This window comes from Streptomyces sp. NPDC023573, assembly GCF_055559735.1.
Genome location: NZ_JBVHKB010000004.1, coordinates 467,194 through 484,649 on the forward strand (window position 1 = coordinate 467,194; position 17,456 = coordinate 484,649).

Below are 17,456 nucleotides of genomic sequence, written 5' to 3' on the forward strand. Positions count from 1 at the left end.
GATCCGGCTTCAGCGGGGCGGCTCCGGCGGTCGCTGGCGCGGCATGTTCGGTCTGACCGCCGCAGGCATGGTGAGCCGGCCCGGTGAGGACCCCGGCTCCGGACGGCCGCCGGGGCCGCCCGTCACCAGCGACTGCATGCCCATGGGGGCGGGTCCGGCCCGGAACTCCACCATCCAGTCCGCCGTCTCCATGCGGACGAGTTCGGTGATGTCCTCGGAGAAGCGTCGCAGCACCCCCAGGCACCGTTCCGCGGCCTCGCTGGCGGTGCCCTCCGTCGGTCCGAGCACCTCACGGACGCACTCGGAGGACCAGTCGAACTGGAGCACCTGCAGGCGCCGCTGCACGGCCTGTGCCGTCGCGAGATTCCTTATCCAGCCGGAGGTCAGGCCGAAGTACCGGTCGCACGCCATGCACGCGGCGCCCAGCAGCAGCGACAGATAGCCCCAGCCGGCCGACCCGTGCAGTTCCCCGGTCAGATCGAGCAGCGGGAGGGCCGCGCCCGCGACCACCCCGGCCGCCGTGCCGAGCCGGAGCAGCCTGGCCGTGCGCCGCTTGCGGACCCGGTCACGCAGATACCAGTCGGCGGTCTCCATGGCGCCGGCCTCGACCCACCGGTAGAGCTCGTCGAGCCGCTCGGCGGGTTCACCCCAGTCGCCGAGGGGGAAGGCACGGCCGGTCAGATCCCGTGGGCTCGAACCGTAGCGTGAGCCGGACCGTTCGGTTCCGGTGCCTGCACCGGATCCCGCGCCGGGCTCCTTGCGGGGCGGCCCCTCGGGCTGCATCTCCGGCTGACTCACCGGGGCACTCCTCTGCACTCTGCGTTCGGCGCGTATCGACGCGGATCGGCACGGTTCTCGGTCACGGAGGGGGCCGGGACCGGCATATGACCGGGGCCCCACCCGTGTAACTCTGCGTTACCTTCGCTGTGCGTATGGGTACGGATACGCATGCTCTTCCTACCGCCGAATGGTGGGCCGCGGGGTCGGAATCGCGGGATTCCCGCCTGGGTACGGCCTCTGGTCAGGTATAGGAACGCGGCAGGCACTTTTCAGATCTCACCCGAAAGAGTTGGTCCCCGGCGGGTGGGGCGCGGCGTCGGACGAACACGTAGGCTCGGCATACCGAAACAATCCGTCGTCGAAGTGCCAGGAGTGACCGTGATTCCCGGTGGTGGCCAGCCCAACATGCAGCAGCTGCTCCAGCAGGCCCAGAAGATGCAGCAGGATCTTGCCGAGGCCCAGGAGGAGCTGGCCAGGACCGAGGTCGACGGACAGGCGGGCGGTGGTCTCGTGAAGGCCACCGTGACCGGGTCCGGCGAGCTCCGCGCCCTGGTGATCGATCCCGGAGCGGTGGACCCGGAGGACACCGAGACGCTCGCCGACCTCGTCGTCGCCGCGGTCCAGGCGGCGAACGAGAACGCCCAGCAGCTCCAGCAGCAGAAGCTGGGACCGCTGGCCCAGGGCCTGGGCGGCATGCCGGGTCTCCCGTTCTGACCCTGTAGCTACCCACCCGTACCCGATACGGTACGAGCAGGAAAAAGGAGAGGCGTTCCGTTGTACGAAGGCGTGGTTCAGGAGCTGATCGACGAGCTGGGCAGGCTGCCGGGCGTCGGTCCCAAGAGCGCGCAGCGGATCGCCTTCCACATCCTGCAGGCCGAGCCCACCGACGTACGCCGTCTGGCCCATGCCCTCCTCGAGGTCAAGGACAAGGTCCGCTTCTGCGAGATCTGCGGCAACGTCGCGCAGCAGGAGCAGTGCGGCATCTGCCGGGACGCGCGCCGTGACCGCTCGGTCATCTGCGTGGTCGAGGAGCCCAAGGATGTCGTGGCGATCGAGCGGACCCGTGAGTTCCGGGGCCGCTACCACGTGCTCGGCGGCGCGATCAGCCCGATCGAGGGCGTCGGCCCCGACGATCTGCGGATCAGGGAGCTGCTGGCCCGGCTCGCGGACGGCTCGATCACGGAGCTGATCCTGGCGACCGACCCCAACCTGGAGGGCGAGGCCACCGCGACGTACCTCGCCCGGATGGTCAAGCCGATGGGCCTGCGGGTCACCCGGCTGGCCAGCGGGCTGCCCGTGGGCGGCGACCTGGAGTACGCGGACGAGGTCACCCTCGGCCGCGCCTTCGAGGGGAGGCGGCTGCTCGATGTGTGACCCGGCATCTGACTGCGGCTTTACGCGCGGCGGCGCTATGTTCTACCCACCGTTCGCGACCGTGCCCACGGGAGGTCCCCTCGATGTCTGACGCCACGCTGAACTCCGTCACGCAGGATCCGGACGACTTCGCCGTCCAGATCGCGGATCAGATCAAGACCTTCATCGTCGCGGTCACCGAGGTGTCCAAGGCCGAGGAGCCCGAGGAGGCCGTCCCGGTCCTGCTCCTCCAGGTCTCCCAGCTCCTGCTGGCCGGCGGGAGACTCGGCGCGTACGAGGACATCCTCCCGGACGAGCGCTACGAACCGGACCTCGGCGCCGAGCCGGACGCCGACGGGCTGCGTGAGCGCTTCGCGGAGCTCCTGGAGCCCATCGACGTCTACTCCGAGGTCTTCGACCCGTACGAGCCCCGCAAGGCGCCCGTACCCCACCGGATCTCCGACGACCTGGCCGACCTGGTCACGGACCTCGGGCACGGCCTCGCGCACTACGAGGCGGACCGCACGGCGGAGGCCATGTGGTGGTGGCAGTTCTCGTACTTCTCCAACTGGGGCTCCACCGCGTCCGCGGCTCTGCGCGCGCTCCAGTCGCTGATCGCCCACATCCGGCTGAACCAGCCGCTCCAGGAGCTCGACGGCCTGGACATCGACCAGGACCCGGGCGACGGGGACCTGGCCGAGGAGGCGGGGCGTGTGATGGCCGAGGAGATCGCGGGGCCGCTGGGCCTGCGGCCGGTCCTGTAGCGGCCCTCCGTGGCTTGTGCGACGGCCGCGTCTGTTGTGTCCTGGGACACAAAGAGGCGTGCGGATCGGGCCACTGGGCAACAGCCCCGTACGAGCAGTTCGGAGCGACATGCCGTTCCGGGTGGTGGGCGGGACATCTCACCATCCGGTACCGACGGGTTGATTCCGGACTGCTCGTTAAACTGAGCCGACCGCACCATTATTGAGCGAGGAGCGCACGTGGGCCTTGTCGTGCAGAAGTACGGAGGCTCCTCCGTAGCCGATGCCGAAGGCATCAAGCGTGTCGCCAAGCGAGTCGTGGACGCCAAGAAGAACGGCAACCAGGTGGTTGTCGTGGTGTCCGCGATGGGCGACACGACGGACGAGTTGATCGATCTCGCCGAGCAGGTATCCCCGATGCCTGCCGGGCGTGAGTTCGACATGCTGCTGACGGCCGGGGAGCGGATCTCCATGGCCCTCCTGGCGATGGCGATCAAGAACCTGGGCCACGAGGCCCAGTCCTTCACGGGCAGCCAGGCCGGTGTCATCACCGACTCGGTCCACAACAAAGCGCGCATCATCGATGTCACGCCCGGCCGCATCCGGACCTCGATCGACGAGGGCAACATCGCCATCGTCGCCGGGTTCCAGGGCGTCAGCCAGGAGGGCAAGAACATCACGACCCTCGGTCGCGGTGGTTCCGACACGACCGCTGTCGCGCTGGCCGCCGCGCTGGACGCCGAGGTCTGTGAGATCTACACCGATGTGGACGGTGTCTTCACCGCCGACCCCCGGGTCGTGAAGAAGGCCCGGAAGATCGACTGGATCTCCTTCGAGGACATGCTGGAGCTGGCGGCGTCCGGCTCCAAGGTGCTGCTGCACCGCTGCGTGGAGTACGCACGCCGTTACAACATCCCGATCCACGTCCGCTCGTCCTTCTCCGGACTGCGCGGCACCTGGGTCAGCAACGAGCCGCAAGGGGACCAGCAGGTGGAGCACGCCATCATCTCCGGAGTCGCCCACGACGTCTCCGAGGCCAAGGTCACGGTCGTCGGGGTTCCCGACAAGCCGGGCGAGGCCGCAGCGATCTTCCGCGCCGTCGCGGACGCGGAGATCAACATGGACATGGTGGTGCAGAACGTCTCCGCCGCCTCGACCGGGCTCACGGACATCACGTTCACCCTGCCCAAGGCCGAGGGCCGCAAGGCCATCGACGCCCTGGAGCGCAACCGCGCCGGCATAGGGTTCGAGTCGCTGCGCTACGACGACCAGATCGCCAAGATCTCCCTCGTCGGCGCGGGCATGAAGACCAATCCCGGTGTCACCGCCGGCTTCTTCGAGGCGCTGTCCGACGTCGGCGTGAACATCGAGCTGATCTCGACGTCCGAGATCCGCATCTCGGTGGTCACCCGGGTCGACGACGTCAACGAGGCCGTGCGCGCCGTGCACACCGCCTTCGGACTCGACAGCGACTCCGACGAGGCTGTCGTCTACGGGGGCACCGGCCGATGACAGGACGCCGCCCTTCGCTCGCGGTCGTCGGCGCGACCGGTGCGATCGGCGGCGTCATGCTCCAGATCCTCTCGCAGCACGAGGACGTCTGGGGCGAGGTCAGACTGATCGCCTCCCCGCGTGCGGCCGGCACCAAGCTGGTCGTACGCGGCGAGGAGACCGAGGTCCTCGCGCTCACCGAGGACGTGTTCGACGGTGTGGACGTCGCCCTGTTCCTGGTGCCGGACGAGGTGTCCGCGCAGTGGGGGCCGGTGGCCGCAGCCAAGGGCGCGGTGGTCGTGGACGACTCGGCCGCCTTCCGCCTGGACGACGACGTTCCCCTCGTCGTACCCGAGATCAACCCCCATGCCGCGCGGCTGCGTCCGCGCGGCATCGTCGCGTCCCCGAACTGCACGACACTGTCGCTGATCGTCGCGGTCGGCGCGCTGCACGCCGAATTCGGGCTGCGCGAGCTGATCGTCTCGTCCTACCAGGCGGTGAGCGGCGCGGGCCGGGACGGAGTCGCCGTGCTCCGCGAGCAGCTGGCCCTGGTGGCGGGTACGGAGCTGGGCACCCGCCCCGGTGACGTACGGAGGGCCCTGGGCGACGGTGAGAAGAGCCCCTTCGCCGCTCCGGTGGCGCTGAACGTGGTGCCCTGGGCCGGGACGGATGCCGGGGACGGCTGGTCGTCCGAGGAGCTGGCGATCCGCGAGGAGTGCCGGAAGGTCCTGGGACTGCCGGACCTCGAGGTCACGGCGACCTGTGTGTACGTGCCCGTCGTCACGACGCACTCCATGTCCGTGCACGCCCGCTTCGAGAACGAGGTGGCCGTGGCCAGGGCGCACGAGGTCCTGGCGACCGCGCCCGGGGTGGTGCTCTTCGACAGCCCGGCGGCCGGTGACTTCCCCACGCCGTCCGATGTGGTGGGCACCGACCCGACCTGGGTGGGCCGGGTGCGCCAGTCGATGGACGATCCGCGCGCCGTCGAGATGTTCATCTGCGGCGATAATCTCCGAAAAGGCGCGGCTCTCAACGTGGCCCAGATCGCCGAATCGGTGGCAGGCGAATTTTCCCGTACCTGATCGAACCTGTTTTGTAGGATCCGTGTGCGCCCTGTGGGCAACTTGCTGGTCTGAATCTCTTGAGCTGGGGCGTTGTCATATCCGACGATGATCTCCTCGCCCTCCGCAACCGCTAGGCGGGCGCTACGCGTCTCTGTCGTCACTTCTTGCGTGGCTGGATGCGTTTTCGGGGCATTTGGGGAAGAGCAGGTACGAATGAGGGCATGTCGCACAGCATCGAACGCGGTGCCGTACGCGTACAACCCTGACGGGGGGAAGCGTGTCCAACTGGCGTGGCAGAGGTTCTCGACATCACAGTGGTGGGCCCGTTGCGAGGCGCTCCGGCGCGTCAGCTCCGGAGGCCCCGCGCGGCCGGCGGCATGCCGGTGATCGCGCCCATGCCCGCCGCGCGCTCCACCCGGCTGCCCTCGCAGCGCGAGGGCGCTGAGGAGACGGTGGCGGCAGGAACGACGGTCGACCATCTGACCGAGACCTATCGCGCCCACTACCGCTCGCTGCTGGGCCTCGCGGCGCTCCTGCTGGACGACACCGCGTCCTGCGAGGACGTCGTGCAGGAGGCCTTCATCCGGGTGCACTCGGCGCGGAACCGGGTGCGCGATCCGGAGAAGACGCTGGCGTACCTGCGCCAGACCGTGGTCAACCTGTCGCGCTCGGCGCTGCGCCGGCGCATCCTCGGGCTGAAGCTCCTCTCCAAGCCGATGCCCGACATGGCGAGCGCGGAGGAGGGCGCGTACGACCAACTGGAGCGGGACGCGCTGATCAAGGCCATGAAGGGGCTGCAGCGCCGCCAGCGCGAGGTGCTGGTGCTGCGCTACTTCTCGGACATGACGGAGGCCCAGGTCGCCGAGACACTGGGGATATCACTCGGTTCGGTGAAGGCGTACGGTTCCCGGGGCATTGCGGCACTGCGCGTGGTGATGGAGGCGCAGGCATGAGCGGGCCCGAGCACAGGCACGACGATGACCGGACTGGAAACGGAATTGTGAACCACGGGCCGGAAAGCATCCCGAACACCGATCCGGAGCCGGACGGTGAACGGAAGCAGGACGCGGTCGACGGCGCCGAAGCCGCCTCAGGGACCACCGCGCCGGAGGCGGGCGGCAGTGGCCTGGAGGGTCACGACGGCTCGGACGGTCACGGCTCGGACGGTCACGGCGCGGACGGCCGTGACGAGGACGGCCCTGACGCCGGGTCCGGCGAGGGCGGCACGCTGACCGCACTCTTCGGCGGCGGGGGCGGCCAGGGCGGCGGTACCTCTGTCGGCGGTTCCGGCGGTTCCGGCGGTTCCGGCGGTTCCAGTGGAGAGGGTATGGACGAGGTCGCGCTGCGCCGCATGTTGCGGGGCGCCGTCCAAGGCCTGGAGCCCTCCGACGGCACCCTCGACCATCTGCATCGCGCGGTGCCCGCCCGGCGCGCCAGGCGGCGCCAGGGCGTGGTGGGCGCGGCGGCAGCGGCGCTACTGATCGGCACGGCGGTTCCCGCATTCGTCCACGTGGCGAATTCGGACGGCTCGACCACCGCCAGCCCCGCCATCGCCGGCCACGGCGAGCAGGCGCAGGGAGGCAGCGGCGAGGACGCGGGCGCCGAGGCCGACGGCGGAAGGACGGCGGGGCCCGAGGACCGCCGGAGCGAGGGTGCCGAGGGCGAGACGGGGAACTCCGCGGCTCCGTCGCGGGGGGCGGACCCGGGCGCCGAGAGCAGCGGGTCCGAGGGCCGGGACGATCCCCCGGGTGCCGGTGTGGCAGCGGCCACGGCCTGCGCGCCCGACCAGCTCGGTGTGGCCTCCGCGGACGCGGGCGCGCCCGGCTCGGACGGCACCGTGTACGGAACCTTCAAGATCGCCAACGTCTCCGGCGATTCCTGCTCGGTCACCACCAACGGCACCGTCGGATTCCAGGCGGCGGGCGCCGCCGACCCGCTGAAGATCACCGTGGTGCAGCACACCGCGGGCGACCCGGCGGCCGGTCTGCCCGATCCCTCGCTGGAGCCGGGGGCCGTACTCCTGAAGCCGGCGATGACGTACGAGGTGCGCTTCGCGTGGGTGCCGTCGGACACCTGCCCGACCACCGGCGGATCGCCCAGCCCGACGCCCACGGACGGTGGCGGAGGCGGCGGCGAGGGCACGACGGGGAGCGACACCGGGACGACGGACACGGCAGCGCAGTTCGGCAGCGCGGACGAGGGGCCGGCGGACGGCAGCATCGCGGTCACCCACACCCCGGAGGCAGGCGCGCCGACGGCGGAGACCACGATCGCCAACGCGTGCGCCGGCACCATCTACCGCACGGGCGTACTGGACGCGTCCTGAGCCCGCTCGCCCGGGCCGTCCCGGGCACGACCCGGTCGAAGGGCCCTGGCCGGGTCAAGCACGGCACGGTCCGGGCGCTCCGGGCGCGAGCCCTTGGCGCAGGGCGCTGACACGACGCCGCCGAGACACGCCCTCGGCGAGAGCGAGAACACGCCCTCGGCGAGAGCGAGAACACGCCCTCGGCGAGCGTGAGGACTTCGACTGATACGGGCAGGGGCCCGCCAGGACCCTCTCGGGCTCCCGGCGGGTTTTCGGCCCGGCCGGCCCCGGCCCCGGTCACGCGTCAGTCGGCGTCGGCCGCGAGCCCCAGCTCTATGTCGCGGGCGGCTTCCGCCTCGCGACGCATCAGCCGGAACCACATGAAGAGCACGAAGCCGCCGAAGACGAACCACTCGCCGGTGTAGCCGAGATTCTGGAAAGCCTTCAGATCGAGCCCGCTGCCCTGGGCCGCCGCCGCGGGAACGGGCTTCAGGCCACCGTCATCCGTGCCACCCGCCTCCGGCCCGGGCAGCGTCACCCACGCGTCGTAGACGTCGTACGGCACGACGTTGACGAGGGACGCCGCGCTGATCATGCCGAGCTGGCCCTCGGGGAGCCCGCCGCTGAGGTCGACCCCGGTGGTGCCGCTGTTCTCGGAGGCCTGCAGATCGCCGGTCACGGTGACCTCGCCGGCCGGGGCCTCGGGCACCTCGGTGCTGCCGGGACTGCCGGCCAGCCAGCCCCGCACGACGGGCAGGGCCTTGCCGCTGTCGGTGCGCAGCAGATCCAGCACGTAGAAGCCGTTGCGGTCGTCCAGCTCACGTCCGGGGACCAGGAACTGATCGGCGTACGTCCCCTTCGCCACAGCCGGGCGGCCGGACGTGTCCGTGCTGACGGGGAGCAGTTCGTCGAGCGGTGCCGGGGAGCGGGTGCCCGGATCGGGGCGCTCCTCGGCTTCCTCGTGCGACTGCACACGGTCCTCGAAACGGCCGAGCTGCCATGTGCCCATGAAGACGCAGAACGGGATGGCCAGCACGACGAAGAGGTTGATCCCCCACCACCGCGGGGTCAGCAGGAACCGGTACACCCCTCCAAGGTACGGTTCCCCGCTCCGGGCCGCCGGAGCGGGGTGCACCATTTATCCGGACCTTATGCGGTCGGTTCCTTCCCCTCCCGTCCCCGCCCGAGGTGGCGGAGGGCGAAGTCCAGCTCCAGCCGCACCTGCTTGATCCGCTCCTCCACGACGAGTGAGCCGTGTCCCGCGTCGTAGCGGTAGACCTCGTGGACCGCGCCGCGGGCCGCGAGACGGTCCACGTAGTTCTCCACCTGGCGGATCGGGCAGCGCGGGTCGTTAACACCGGCCGAGATGTAGACCGGGGCGCGCACGGCGTCCACATAGGTCAGCGGGGACGAGGCCTCGAAGCGCTCGGGCACCTCCTCCGGGGTCCCGCCCAGCAGGGTGCGGTCCATCGCCTTCAGCGCTTCCATCTCGTCGTGGTAGGCGGTGACGTAATCGGCGACCGGGACAGCGGCCAGCCCGAGGGCCCAGGCGTCCGGCTGCGTCCCCAGCCCGAGCAGGGTCAGATAGCCGCCCCACGAGCCACCGGCCAGCACCAGCCGCTCCGGGTCCGCGAGTCCCGACGTCACCGCCCAGTCCCGGACGGCCGCCACATCCTCCAGCTCGATCAGCCCGACCCGGTGCTTGAGCGCGTCCGTCCACGCGCGCCCGTATCCCGTCGACCCGCGGTAGTTGACCCGCACCACCGCGAAGCCGTGGTCCACCCACGCCGCTGGACCCGACGCGAAGGCGTCGCTGTCGTGCCAGGTGGGCCCGCCGTGTATCTCGAAGACCGTGGGGAACGGGCCGTCACCGGCGGGGGTCTGCACCAGGGCGTGGACGCGGCCCCCTGGGCCGTCCACCCAGGCGTCCCGCACCGGCACCGAGGCCGGGGCCTTCGCACCCGGCGGGTCGAGGACAACGGAGCCCGTCGTGGACCGCACCGCGGGCGGCTGGGCAGCCGACGACCACAGATACTCCACCGAGCCGTCCGGGCGGGCGGTGGCGCCCGACACCGTCCCGGCGGGTGTCTCGACCCGCACCGGCCCGGCGGCGCCCGGCTCGAACCGCCACAGCTCGCTGCGCGCCTCGAAGTCGTGCTCGATCAGCAGCGCGGACCCGTCCGGATACCACTCGGCGCCCGCGTCACCGGGCAGATCGACCGGCAGGTCCGTCTGCGTGCCCGCGACCGGGTCCCAGATCATCGGCTCCCAGCGCCCACGCCGCTGGTGCCCGACCAGCAGCCGGGTGTCACCCGCCACCGGGGCGAAGCCCAGCACCGACAGGCCGAGCTCCTTCGTGCCGCCCTCGGTGTCGTCCAGCTCGGCGACCGTCGAACCGTCGGGGCGCACCACCCGCAGCGCCGAGTGCATCGCGTCGCCGTGCTCCGTGTGTTCCAGGGCGATCAGCGTCCCGTCGTGGGAGAGGTCACCCACCCCGGCGGACTCCCGGTGCCGGTAGATCTCGACCGGCTCCGCCCCGGACCGCACCAGATGAACGGTCGTCCCGTCCTCGTCGGTCGAGCGGCCGACCACCGCTGTGCCGTCGCGGCCGATCGCGAGCCCGGCCGGGTAGGAGGGTTCGAGACCGGGCGTGGCCTCCTCGTCCGCACCGCCGTCGAAGGGCTGCCGCATCCACACCCCGAACTCGTCGCCGTCGGTGTCGGCGAACCACCAGACGGCCTGGCCGTCCGGCGTCAGCACACCGTCGGTCGTCCCGTTGGGCCGGTCCGTGACCTGGCGCTGCTTCCCGGTCGCGCGGTCCCACGCGTACAGCTCGTACGTGCCGGTGGCGTTGGAGACGAAGAGCGCGCGGTCGGGGGCGTCCTCGGCCCAGTCGGGCAGGGACACCCGCGCAGCGCGGAAACGCTGCTCCCACTGCGGCGGTTCCTGCTCCCGCTCCGGCACGGATGCGTCGTTCTGTGTGTCGCTCATGACCCCATCCAACCCGATGTGACCACGATGCCGGGGGGCCTGTGGATAACCGCTCGCACGCACCACCGGCCTGTGGGTAACTTTCACGGCATGTACGCACCGACGCCCGACGACTGGCACGAGGCCAACCGCGCACGCTGGGACGAGCGCGTGGCCATCCACGCGGCCAGTGACTTCTACGACCTGGAGGCCTTCCGGGCGGGGAAGGACGCTCTCCGCGGGTTCGAGCTCGCGGAGGTCGGTGACGTGACCGGCCGAACCCTGCTGCACCTGCAGTGCCACATCGGCCTCGACACCCTCTCGTGGGCGCGCCACGGCGCCGCCCAGGTCGTGGGCCTCGACTTCTCCGAACCCGCCGTCGAGACCGCCCGTGACCTGGCCCGCTCGCTGGGTCTGACACCGGAGCGGGCTACGTTCGTCGCGTCCGACGTGTACGACGCCGCGCAGGCCGTCCCGGATTCCGCGTACGACATCGTCTACACCGGCATCGGAGCCCTGAACTGGCTCCCGGACGTCGGCCGTTGGGCGGAGGTCGTATCGTCACTGGTCGCACCCGGAGGGTTCCTCTACCTGGCGGAGTTCCACCCGCTGACCGACTGCCTGGACGACGAAACCGGCTCGACGATCGCGTACGACTACTTCAGTCGCGATCCCTGGGTGGAGGAGTCGCCGGGCACGTACGCCGACTTGGATGCCGCCACCGTCCACAACCGCAGCGTCGAGTGGCCGCACCCCGTGGGCGAGGTCGTCTCGGCGCTGGCGGCGGCCGGGCTGCGGATCGAGTTCCTGCACGAGCACGATGCCTCGCTCTTCGCCCGCTACCCGGCGCTGGTGCGGCATTCGGACGGCTACTACCGCTTCCCCGCCGACCGTCCGCGCATCCCGATGATGTACTCGGTCAAGGCGTCCCGGCCGGTCGGCGGCTGACCGGAGCCGCGCCGCGGCCGACTGTCGGTGGCGGGGTCCACACTCGGGGGCATGACCGATATGGCTGACAGGCCGGGCGAGGCGTGGGGCACGGCCGAGGTGCGAGCCGCTGTCGAGATGTACTGGGCCACGGCGGAGGCCCGCGACTGGGGGGCGTTCGCCGCCACCCTCGCCGACGACGTGGTGTACGAACTGCCGCAGAGCCGTGAGCGCATCCTCGGCAAGGAGCGCTTCGTCCGGTTCAACCGGGAGTACCCGGGGGACCGGCACGTCCGGATCGAGCGGACAGTGGCCGACGGGGAAGGCCGGCAGGCCGCTGTCCGGACGCTCGTCACCGTGGGGCCGGACGAGACGCACGCCATTCACTTCTTCACGTTCGACGCGGACGGCAGGATCTCCGGGGTGACGGACTTCTGGCCCGAGCCCTACGAGCTCCCGGCCGGCCGGGAGCACCTGGTCGAGCGGTACTGAGCCCGGAGCGCAGCGAGCGCCCGGCCCGCCCGCCGGGCGGCGCGACCTCGGCGGCGGACCCGCCCGGCGTGTGGCGGACCCGCCCGGGGTGTGCCGGGCGGTCCCGCTCCACGCGCGCTACGCCACGGAGTCGAAGGCCGGAAGGTAGCCGTTCGACTGTCCGATGGCCTTCGGGTGGTACGAGTTGGTGACCGGGATGGACACGCTGTGGATCCACGCGTCACCCGAGCAGAGTTCGTGCCCGGTGAATTCGTCCACCACACTCGAATACGTGAACCCCGCGTCGGCCGCCCGCTTGGCGAGCACCCCGTTCAGTACGTCCGACGCGTTGTTGATGGCCCCGCGCTCGGTCTCCGTGAGGCCCGCGACGCAGGTGCCCGACAGCTTGTAGAAGCGCGGGTAGCCCAGGACCACCACATGGGCCTGCGGCGCCCGTGAACGGATGCCCGCGTAGAGGGAGTCGAGCCTGCCGGGCAGCGCGTTCTCCATCTGGGAGACCGCTGTGTTCACCCGGGACACGCAGGCGGCCTCGCTCTGCAGGACGCAGGTCTGCATGACGTCCGCGAATCCGACGTCGTTGCCGCCGGCGGTGAGGCTGACGAGCGTGGTCGACGAACTCAGCGCGCCCAGCTGACCGCTGGACACGGAGGCCGTCGTCGCACCCGAGCAGGCGACGAACGTGAACGACGACGGGGCGTTCGCGTTCTTCCACAGGAAGGGGTACGCGTTGGTGCTGCGTTTGCAGTCACCGCTCTCGGAGGTGTAGCTCCCGGCGCCGACGCCGGAGGAGTAGGAGTCACCGAGGGCGACGTAGTTGTCGCCTGCGGCGGATGCCGGTTGCGCCAGGCCGAGTGCGGCCACGGCTGCGATCGCGAGGGTGGTGAGGGACGCCCGGAAGGTTCGTACTGACATGGCTGCCAGCCCTTCGAAATGTGGGGGACGAGTGGGGAGTTCGTGGGGCGTGCACGTTTGTAGCAGCTCCCGGTACTCGGCGGTAATGGCCGCGGGGAAAGTCGTCTGATATGCCCGAAGGATCGTTCGGTCGTCGACGCTCCGCGCGTAGATAAACCTTCAACGGGTCGTCGAAAGAGTGAAGTTGTGGGTCTCTCCGACACCCGGCACGACTCCTCTGAGTCACCTTCGGGGGACCGCCACCTGTTCGAACGTCAGCCGCTTCGCGCCGTCGCTCACCCTTCACAACCGCTCTCGCGCCGCACGCTCGTCCAGCACCCCACATGCTCGCCCGGCACACGACTGCGGCCGCCAGGAATCCTGGCGGCCGCAGTGGGTCGGGGACGGTCCGTGGACTAGAGCGTGCGCTCCAGACGGTCCGCCATCAGCCTGCTGAAGCGCGAGGGGTCACTCAGCTCCCCGCCGTCCGAGAGAAGCGCGAGGCCGTGGACCAGCTCGGCGGTCTCGGCCAGTTCGGTGCGGGTGCCCTCCTCGCCGCTCTGCTCGGCGTACGCCTTGTTCAGCCCGCTGATCAGCGCGTGCGAGGGGTTGAGTTCGAGGATGCGCTTGATCTGCGGCACCTCCTGGCCCATGGCGCGGTACATGTTCTCCAGCGCCGGGGTGACATCGTGCGTGTCCGAGACGATGCAGGCCGGCGAGACGGTGAGCCGCGAGGAGAGACGTACCTCCTTCACGGTGTCACCGAGCTGCTCGGTCATCCAGGTCAGCAGACCGGCGTAGTCCTGCTGCTGCTTCTCCCGCTCGGCCTCGACCTCCTTCTTCTCCTCGTCGGTGTCGAGGTCGACCTCGCCCTTGGAGATGGACTGGAGCGGCTTGCCGTCGAACTCGGGAACGGACTGGACCCAGACCTCGTCGACAGGTTCGGTCAGCAGCAGGACCTCGAAGCCCTTGGCGCGGAAGGCCTCCATGTGCGGCGAGCTCTCCATGGCCGCACGGGACTCACCCGTCATGTAGTAGATCTGCTCCTGGCCCTCCTTCATCCGCTCGACGTACGAGCGCAGAGTGGTCAGCCCCTCCTCGTCCTGGGTGGAGGCGAACGAGGAGATCTCCAGGATCGCGTCGCGGTTCTCGAAGTCCTGGAACAGCCCCTCCTTGAGGACCCGGCCGAACTCCTTCCAGAACGTCTCGTACTTCTCAGGGGCGTCGGACCTCATGTCCTTCACCGTCGAGAGCACCTTCTTGACCAGACGGCGCCGCATCATCTCGATCTGGCGGTCCTGCTGGAGGATCTCGCGCGACACGTTGAGCGAAAGGTCCTGTGCGTCGACCACGCCCTTCACGAAGCGGAGATACGTCGGCATCAGCGCTTCGCAGTCATCCATGATGAATACGCGCTTCACGTAGAGCTGGACTCCACGCTTGTGGTCCTGCATGAACAGGTCCTGCGGCGCGTGGGACGGCAGGAAGAGCAGAGCCTGGTATTCGAAGGTTCCCTCCGCCTGCATGCGGATGGTTTCGAGCGGATCCGTCCAGTCGTGACTGATGTGCTTGTACAGCTCGCTGTACTCCTCATCGGTCACGGAATCCTTCGACCGGGCCCACAGGGCCTTCATCGAGTTGACCGTCTCGGTCCCGGGCTCCGCTCCCTCCTCGCCCGCAACCGCCGCCATGCGGATGGGCCAGGTGATGAAGTCCGAGTAGCGCTTGACGATTTCCCTGAGCTTCCAGGGCGAGGTGTAGTCGAAGAGCTTGTCCTCGGCGTCCTCGGGCTTGAGCCGCAGCGTGACCGAGGTGCCCTGCGGCGCGTCGTCGACGGACTCGACGGTGTAGGTGCCCTCGCCGCCGGACTGCCAGCGTGTGCCCGTTTCCTCGCCCGCGCGCCGAGTCACCAGGGTGACCTCGTCGGCGACCATGAAGCTCGAATAGAACCCGACACCGAACTGCCCGATGAGTTCCTCGGAAGCGGTGGCGTCCTTGGCTTCCTTCAATTCCTGGAGGAATTTCGCCGTACCGGAGTTCGCGATCGTCCCGATCAGCTGCACGACCTCGTCGTGCGACATCCCGATACCGTTGTCGCGCACGGTCAGAGTGCGCGTCTCCTGGTCGGCCTCGATGGCGATATGCAGGTCGGACGTGTCCACCTGGAGCGTGTCGTCACGGAGAGATTCGAGCCGCAGCTTGTCCAGCGCGTCCGAACAATTGGAAATGAGCTCACGCAGGAATACATCCTTGTTCGAGTAAATCGAATGGATCATCATCTGCAGGAGCTGGCGAGCTTCTACCTGAAACTCGAATGTCTCGGCCGGCATGGGTGCGGGTTCCCTTTCCTGGGGTAAGTCGTCTGAGCCGTTCCATATCGTAACCAGGCCCCGGGTGCTCCATGTGCCGGTTCCGCCACGGGCGTTGACCGCCGGTCGCGGGGGCGGACGGTGGACGCGCTCACCGTCGGGGGAGGAGCGGCTTCCGTCGGCAGGGCAGACTGGGTGCATGGGCGATACGCGAGCGACTTCCCGGGCCGTAGGAGACCTCGGCCTCCCCCCTGTGATCACCTGCAGGGAGCCCGGCAGCTTCGCCCGGAGCGTCATGGCCGAGCGCCACCCGGCCCTGATCGAGCAGGTGCGCGAGGCCTTCCCGTACGGCCCCCAGCAGCACCGCGCCCTCGACGCCCTGCTCCACGAGATCGTCCACGGGGTCGTCGAACCGCTCGGTCCCGGCAGCCCGGACCGTGAGCTCTGGCTGGGGCGGGGGCGGGAGCACTTCGGACGTCCGTGGTTCGACGCCCCGTTCCTCTGGGGCGAGAGCTATTTCTACCGCAGGCTCCTGGGAGCCGTCGGCTACTTCGACGAGGGGCCGTGGCAGGGCGTCGACCCCTTCGCCTCCTTCAAGCGCGCGGAACTGCGCGGTTCCACGGTCGAGGAGGAACTCCGATCGCTGGACGACCTCGCCGGTGCCCCCGCCACCGAGCGGGCGGCGGCCCTGCTCCAGGCCTCGCTCTGGGGGAACCGAGCCGATCTCGGCTTCCGCGGCCCGACCGGTGGGTCCACCCCCGGCGAGACCGACCCCGCTCTGGTCGCCGACGACAGTGCGGCGCTGTGGGCGCTCCTGCCCGTCGGGTCCCCGGCGACCGTCGCCGTCATCGCGGACAACACCGGGCGCGAGCTGATCCCCGACCTCGTTCTCGTCGACCACCTTCTCCGACACGGCCACGCCGACCGGGTGGTGCTCCATGTGAAGCCCGCCCCGTATTACGTCTCCGACGCCATGACGGCCGATGTCGTCGACTGCCTGCGCCGGCTGAACAGCGCCCCCGGTGAGGCGGGAGCGATCGGCGTCCGGGTCTGGGAGGCCATGGGGACCGGCCGGATCGAGGTGCGTACGCACCCGTTCTTCTGCTCCCCGTTCCCGTACGACCGGATGCCCCAGGAGCTCCGGTCGGAGTTCGGCGCGGCCACGCTGACGATCCTGAAGGGCGACCTCAACTACCGACGCCTGGTGGGCGACCGGCTGTGGCCGGCGACCACGCCGTTCGCCGACCTCACGGCGTACTTCCCGAGTGCCGTCGCCGCGCTGCGTACGCTGAAGTCCGACGTCGTCGTGGGCCTGGATCCGCGGACCCAGGAGAGCCTGGACCGCTCCGGCCGGGAGTGGCGTACGAGCGGTACGCACGCCCTGGTCCAGGTGCGGTCGCGGCCCCGTGGCACCGCCCTCAGCGCGCCACCCCGTAACGGCTGAGGAGCTCGTGCCAGCCCCGTTCCAGCTTGTCGACGCCGATGCCGCGTTCACAGGTCAGATGGTGGACGAGGGGCGTGTCGATCGACCCGAGCAGCGTGTGCGCGAGGAGCTCCGGCTCCCCCGCCGCATGTGCCTGGCGCAGGAGCAGGGTGACATGGCTGATCCTCAGCCGCTGCGCGGGGACCTCGTAGGTGCGCAGGGGGTCGGTGCGGGAGGCCAGGATCAGCTCGTGGTGATCGCGCTCGTGACGCATCAGGGCAGGGCCGAAGGCGTGCAGCCGCTCGGCCGCGGGGGCGTCCGGGCCCATGGGGGGCGGCCCGGAGAGGAAGGCGGCCTGCAGCAGGGCCTCGCGGTGGTCCAGGAGCGCGATGAGCAGGCCGGTGCGGTCCTTGAAGCGCCGGAAGACCGTGCCCTTGCCGACTCCGGCGGCTGCCGCGACCGATTCCATGGTGAGGTTCGCCACCCCGCAGTGAGCCAGGAGGCGTGAGGCCGCGTCCAGCAGGAGCGCCCGGTTGCGCGCCGCGTCCGCCCGCAGCATCTCGGGTTCGCCCACTCCGGCGAGCGTGAGATTCGTCCGCGCCTCGCCGGTGTCGGGCGGCCCGGGCAGCGGGGGCAGGGGAGCGGTCATGGCTTCAGGGTAGCCCCGGACGGACGGAAGTGGACCACGGTCCGTTTAGGTGGTACAAC

General features: G+C 70.2%; 16 protein-coding genes. 10 read left to right on the top strand and 6 right to left on the bottom strand.

Features of this window, described 5'->3' with window-relative positions; all coding sequences use genetic code 11:
* Window positions 1-9 precede the first annotated feature (9 nt).
* Complete coding sequence (locus ACZ32T_RS16015) at window positions 10-798, bottom strand: SLATT domain-containing protein (protein ID WP_467269604.1); 789 nt, start codon at window positions 796-798, stop codon at window positions 10-12.
* 360 nt (window positions 799-1,158) lie between these two features.
* Between ACZ32T_RS16015 and ACZ32T_RS16020 the strand changes: the two genes are divergently transcribed.
* The 7 genes from ACZ32T_RS16020 to ACZ32T_RS16050 all read left to right on the top strand — a co-directional run bounded on the left by ACZ32T_RS16020 (window position 1,159) and on the right by ACZ32T_RS16050 (window position 7,757).
* Complete coding sequence (locus ACZ32T_RS16020) at window positions 1,159-1,494, top strand: YbaB/EbfC family nucleoid-associated protein (RefSeq protein ID WP_356713924.1); 336 nt, start codon at window positions 1,159-1,161, stop codon at window positions 1,492-1,494.
* A 60-nt stretch (window positions 1,495-1,554) separates the two neighbouring features.
* On the top strand, window positions 1,555-2,154 hold the full coding sequence (gene recR, locus ACZ32T_RS16025) for a recombination mediator RecR (RefSeq protein WP_099173476.1): 600 nt from the start codon (window positions 1,555-1,557) through the stop codon (window positions 2,152-2,154).
* 83 nt (window positions 2,155-2,237) lie between these two features.
* Window positions 2,238-2,897 (top strand): DUF5063 domain-containing protein, encoded by a 660-nt coding sequence (locus ACZ32T_RS16030; RefSeq protein WP_467269606.1) that lies wholly within the window; start codon window positions 2,238-2,240, stop codon window positions 2,895-2,897.
* 219 nt (window positions 2,898-3,116) lie between these two features.
* Window positions 3,117-4,388, top strand: a complete 1,272-nt coding sequence (locus ACZ32T_RS16035) for an aspartate kinase (protein ID WP_467269608.1) — start codon at window positions 3,117-3,119, stop codon at window positions 4,386-4,388.
* Window positions 4,385-5,449, top strand: a complete 1,065-nt coding sequence (locus ACZ32T_RS16040; protein WP_467269610.1) for an aspartate-semialdehyde dehydrogenase — start codon at window positions 4,385-4,387, stop codon at window positions 5,447-5,449. Before ACZ32T_RS16035 ends, ACZ32T_RS16040 begins: the two co-directional genes overlap by 4 nt.
* A gap of 359 nt (window positions 5,450-5,808) precedes the next feature.
* Complete coding sequence (locus ACZ32T_RS16045) at window positions 5,809-6,384, top strand: SigE family RNA polymerase sigma factor (protein WP_099173480.1); 576 nt, start codon at window positions 5,809-5,811, stop codon at window positions 6,382-6,384.
* On the top strand, window positions 6,381-7,757 hold the full coding sequence (locus ACZ32T_RS16050) for a hypothetical protein (RefSeq protein ID WP_467367347.1): 1,377 nt from the start codon (window positions 6,381-6,383) through the stop codon (window positions 7,755-7,757). The genes ACZ32T_RS16045 and ACZ32T_RS16050 overlap by 4 nt, the downstream gene beginning before the upstream one ends.
* A 283-nt stretch (window positions 7,758-8,040) precedes the next feature.
* Here the strand turns inward: ACZ32T_RS16050 and ACZ32T_RS16055 are convergent, their stop codons facing one another.
* Window positions 8,041-8,823: an SURF1 family protein gene (locus ACZ32T_RS16055; RefSeq protein ID WP_467367349.1), complete on the bottom strand. Its 783-nt coding sequence runs from the start codon at window positions 8,821-8,823 to the stop codon at window positions 8,041-8,043.
* 62 nt (window positions 8,824-8,885) lie between these two features.
* Complete coding sequence (locus ACZ32T_RS16060) at window positions 8,886-10,727, bottom strand: S9 family peptidase (protein WP_467367351.1); 1,842 nt, start codon at window positions 10,725-10,727, stop codon at window positions 8,886-8,888.
* 90 nt (window positions 10,728-10,817) lie between these two features.
* Here ACZ32T_RS16060 and ACZ32T_RS16065 point away from each other — a divergent pair, with 90 nt between their 5' ends.
* The gene (locus ACZ32T_RS16065) at window positions 10,818-11,654 is read left to right on the top strand and encodes a class I SAM-dependent methyltransferase (RefSeq protein ID WP_467367353.1); all 837 of its coding nucleotides are present in this window, start codon (window positions 10,818-10,820) and stop codon (window positions 11,652-11,654) included.
* A gap of 51 nt (window positions 11,655-11,705) precedes the next feature.
* A complete protein-coding gene (locus tag ACZ32T_RS16070) occupies window positions 11,706-12,125 on the top strand; it encodes a nuclear transport factor 2 family protein (protein ID WP_467269619.1) in 420 nt (139 codons plus the stop codon).
* A gap of 117 nt (window positions 12,126-12,242) precedes the next feature.
* On the opposite strand, the gene ACZ32T_RS16075 is transcribed toward ACZ32T_RS16070, so the two are convergent.
* Both ACZ32T_RS16075 and htpG read right to left on the bottom strand, forming a co-directional pair.
* Window positions 12,243-13,037 carry an SGNH/GDSL hydrolase family protein gene (locus ACZ32T_RS16075; RefSeq protein WP_467269620.1) on the bottom strand — a complete coding sequence of 265 codons (795 nt, stop codon included), beginning with the start codon at window positions 13,035-13,037 and terminating at the stop codon, window positions 12,243-12,245.
* A 395-nt stretch (window positions 13,038-13,432) separates the two neighbouring features.
* The gene (gene htpG / locus ACZ32T_RS16080) at window positions 13,433-15,346 is read right to left on the bottom strand and encodes a molecular chaperone HtpG (RefSeq protein ID WP_467367356.1); all 1,914 of its coding nucleotides are present in this window, start codon (window positions 15,344-15,346) and stop codon (window positions 13,433-13,435) included.
* 178 nt (window positions 15,347-15,524) lie between these two features.
* Between htpG and ACZ32T_RS16085 the strand changes: the two genes are divergently transcribed.
* Window positions 15,525-16,769, top strand: a complete 1,245-nt coding sequence (locus ACZ32T_RS16085) for a damage-control phosphatase ARMT1 family protein (protein WP_467269622.1) — start codon at window positions 15,525-15,527, stop codon at window positions 16,767-16,769.
* Here ACZ32T_RS16085 and ACZ32T_RS16090 read toward each other — a convergent pair.
* Complete coding sequence (locus ACZ32T_RS16090; protein WP_467269623.1) at window positions 16,744-17,397, bottom strand: TetR/AcrR family transcriptional regulator; 654 nt, start codon at window positions 17,395-17,397, stop codon at window positions 16,744-16,746. The two genes, ACZ32T_RS16085 and ACZ32T_RS16090, sit on opposite strands and share 26 nt — an antisense overlap.
* Window positions 17,398-17,456 lie beyond the last annotated feature (59 nt).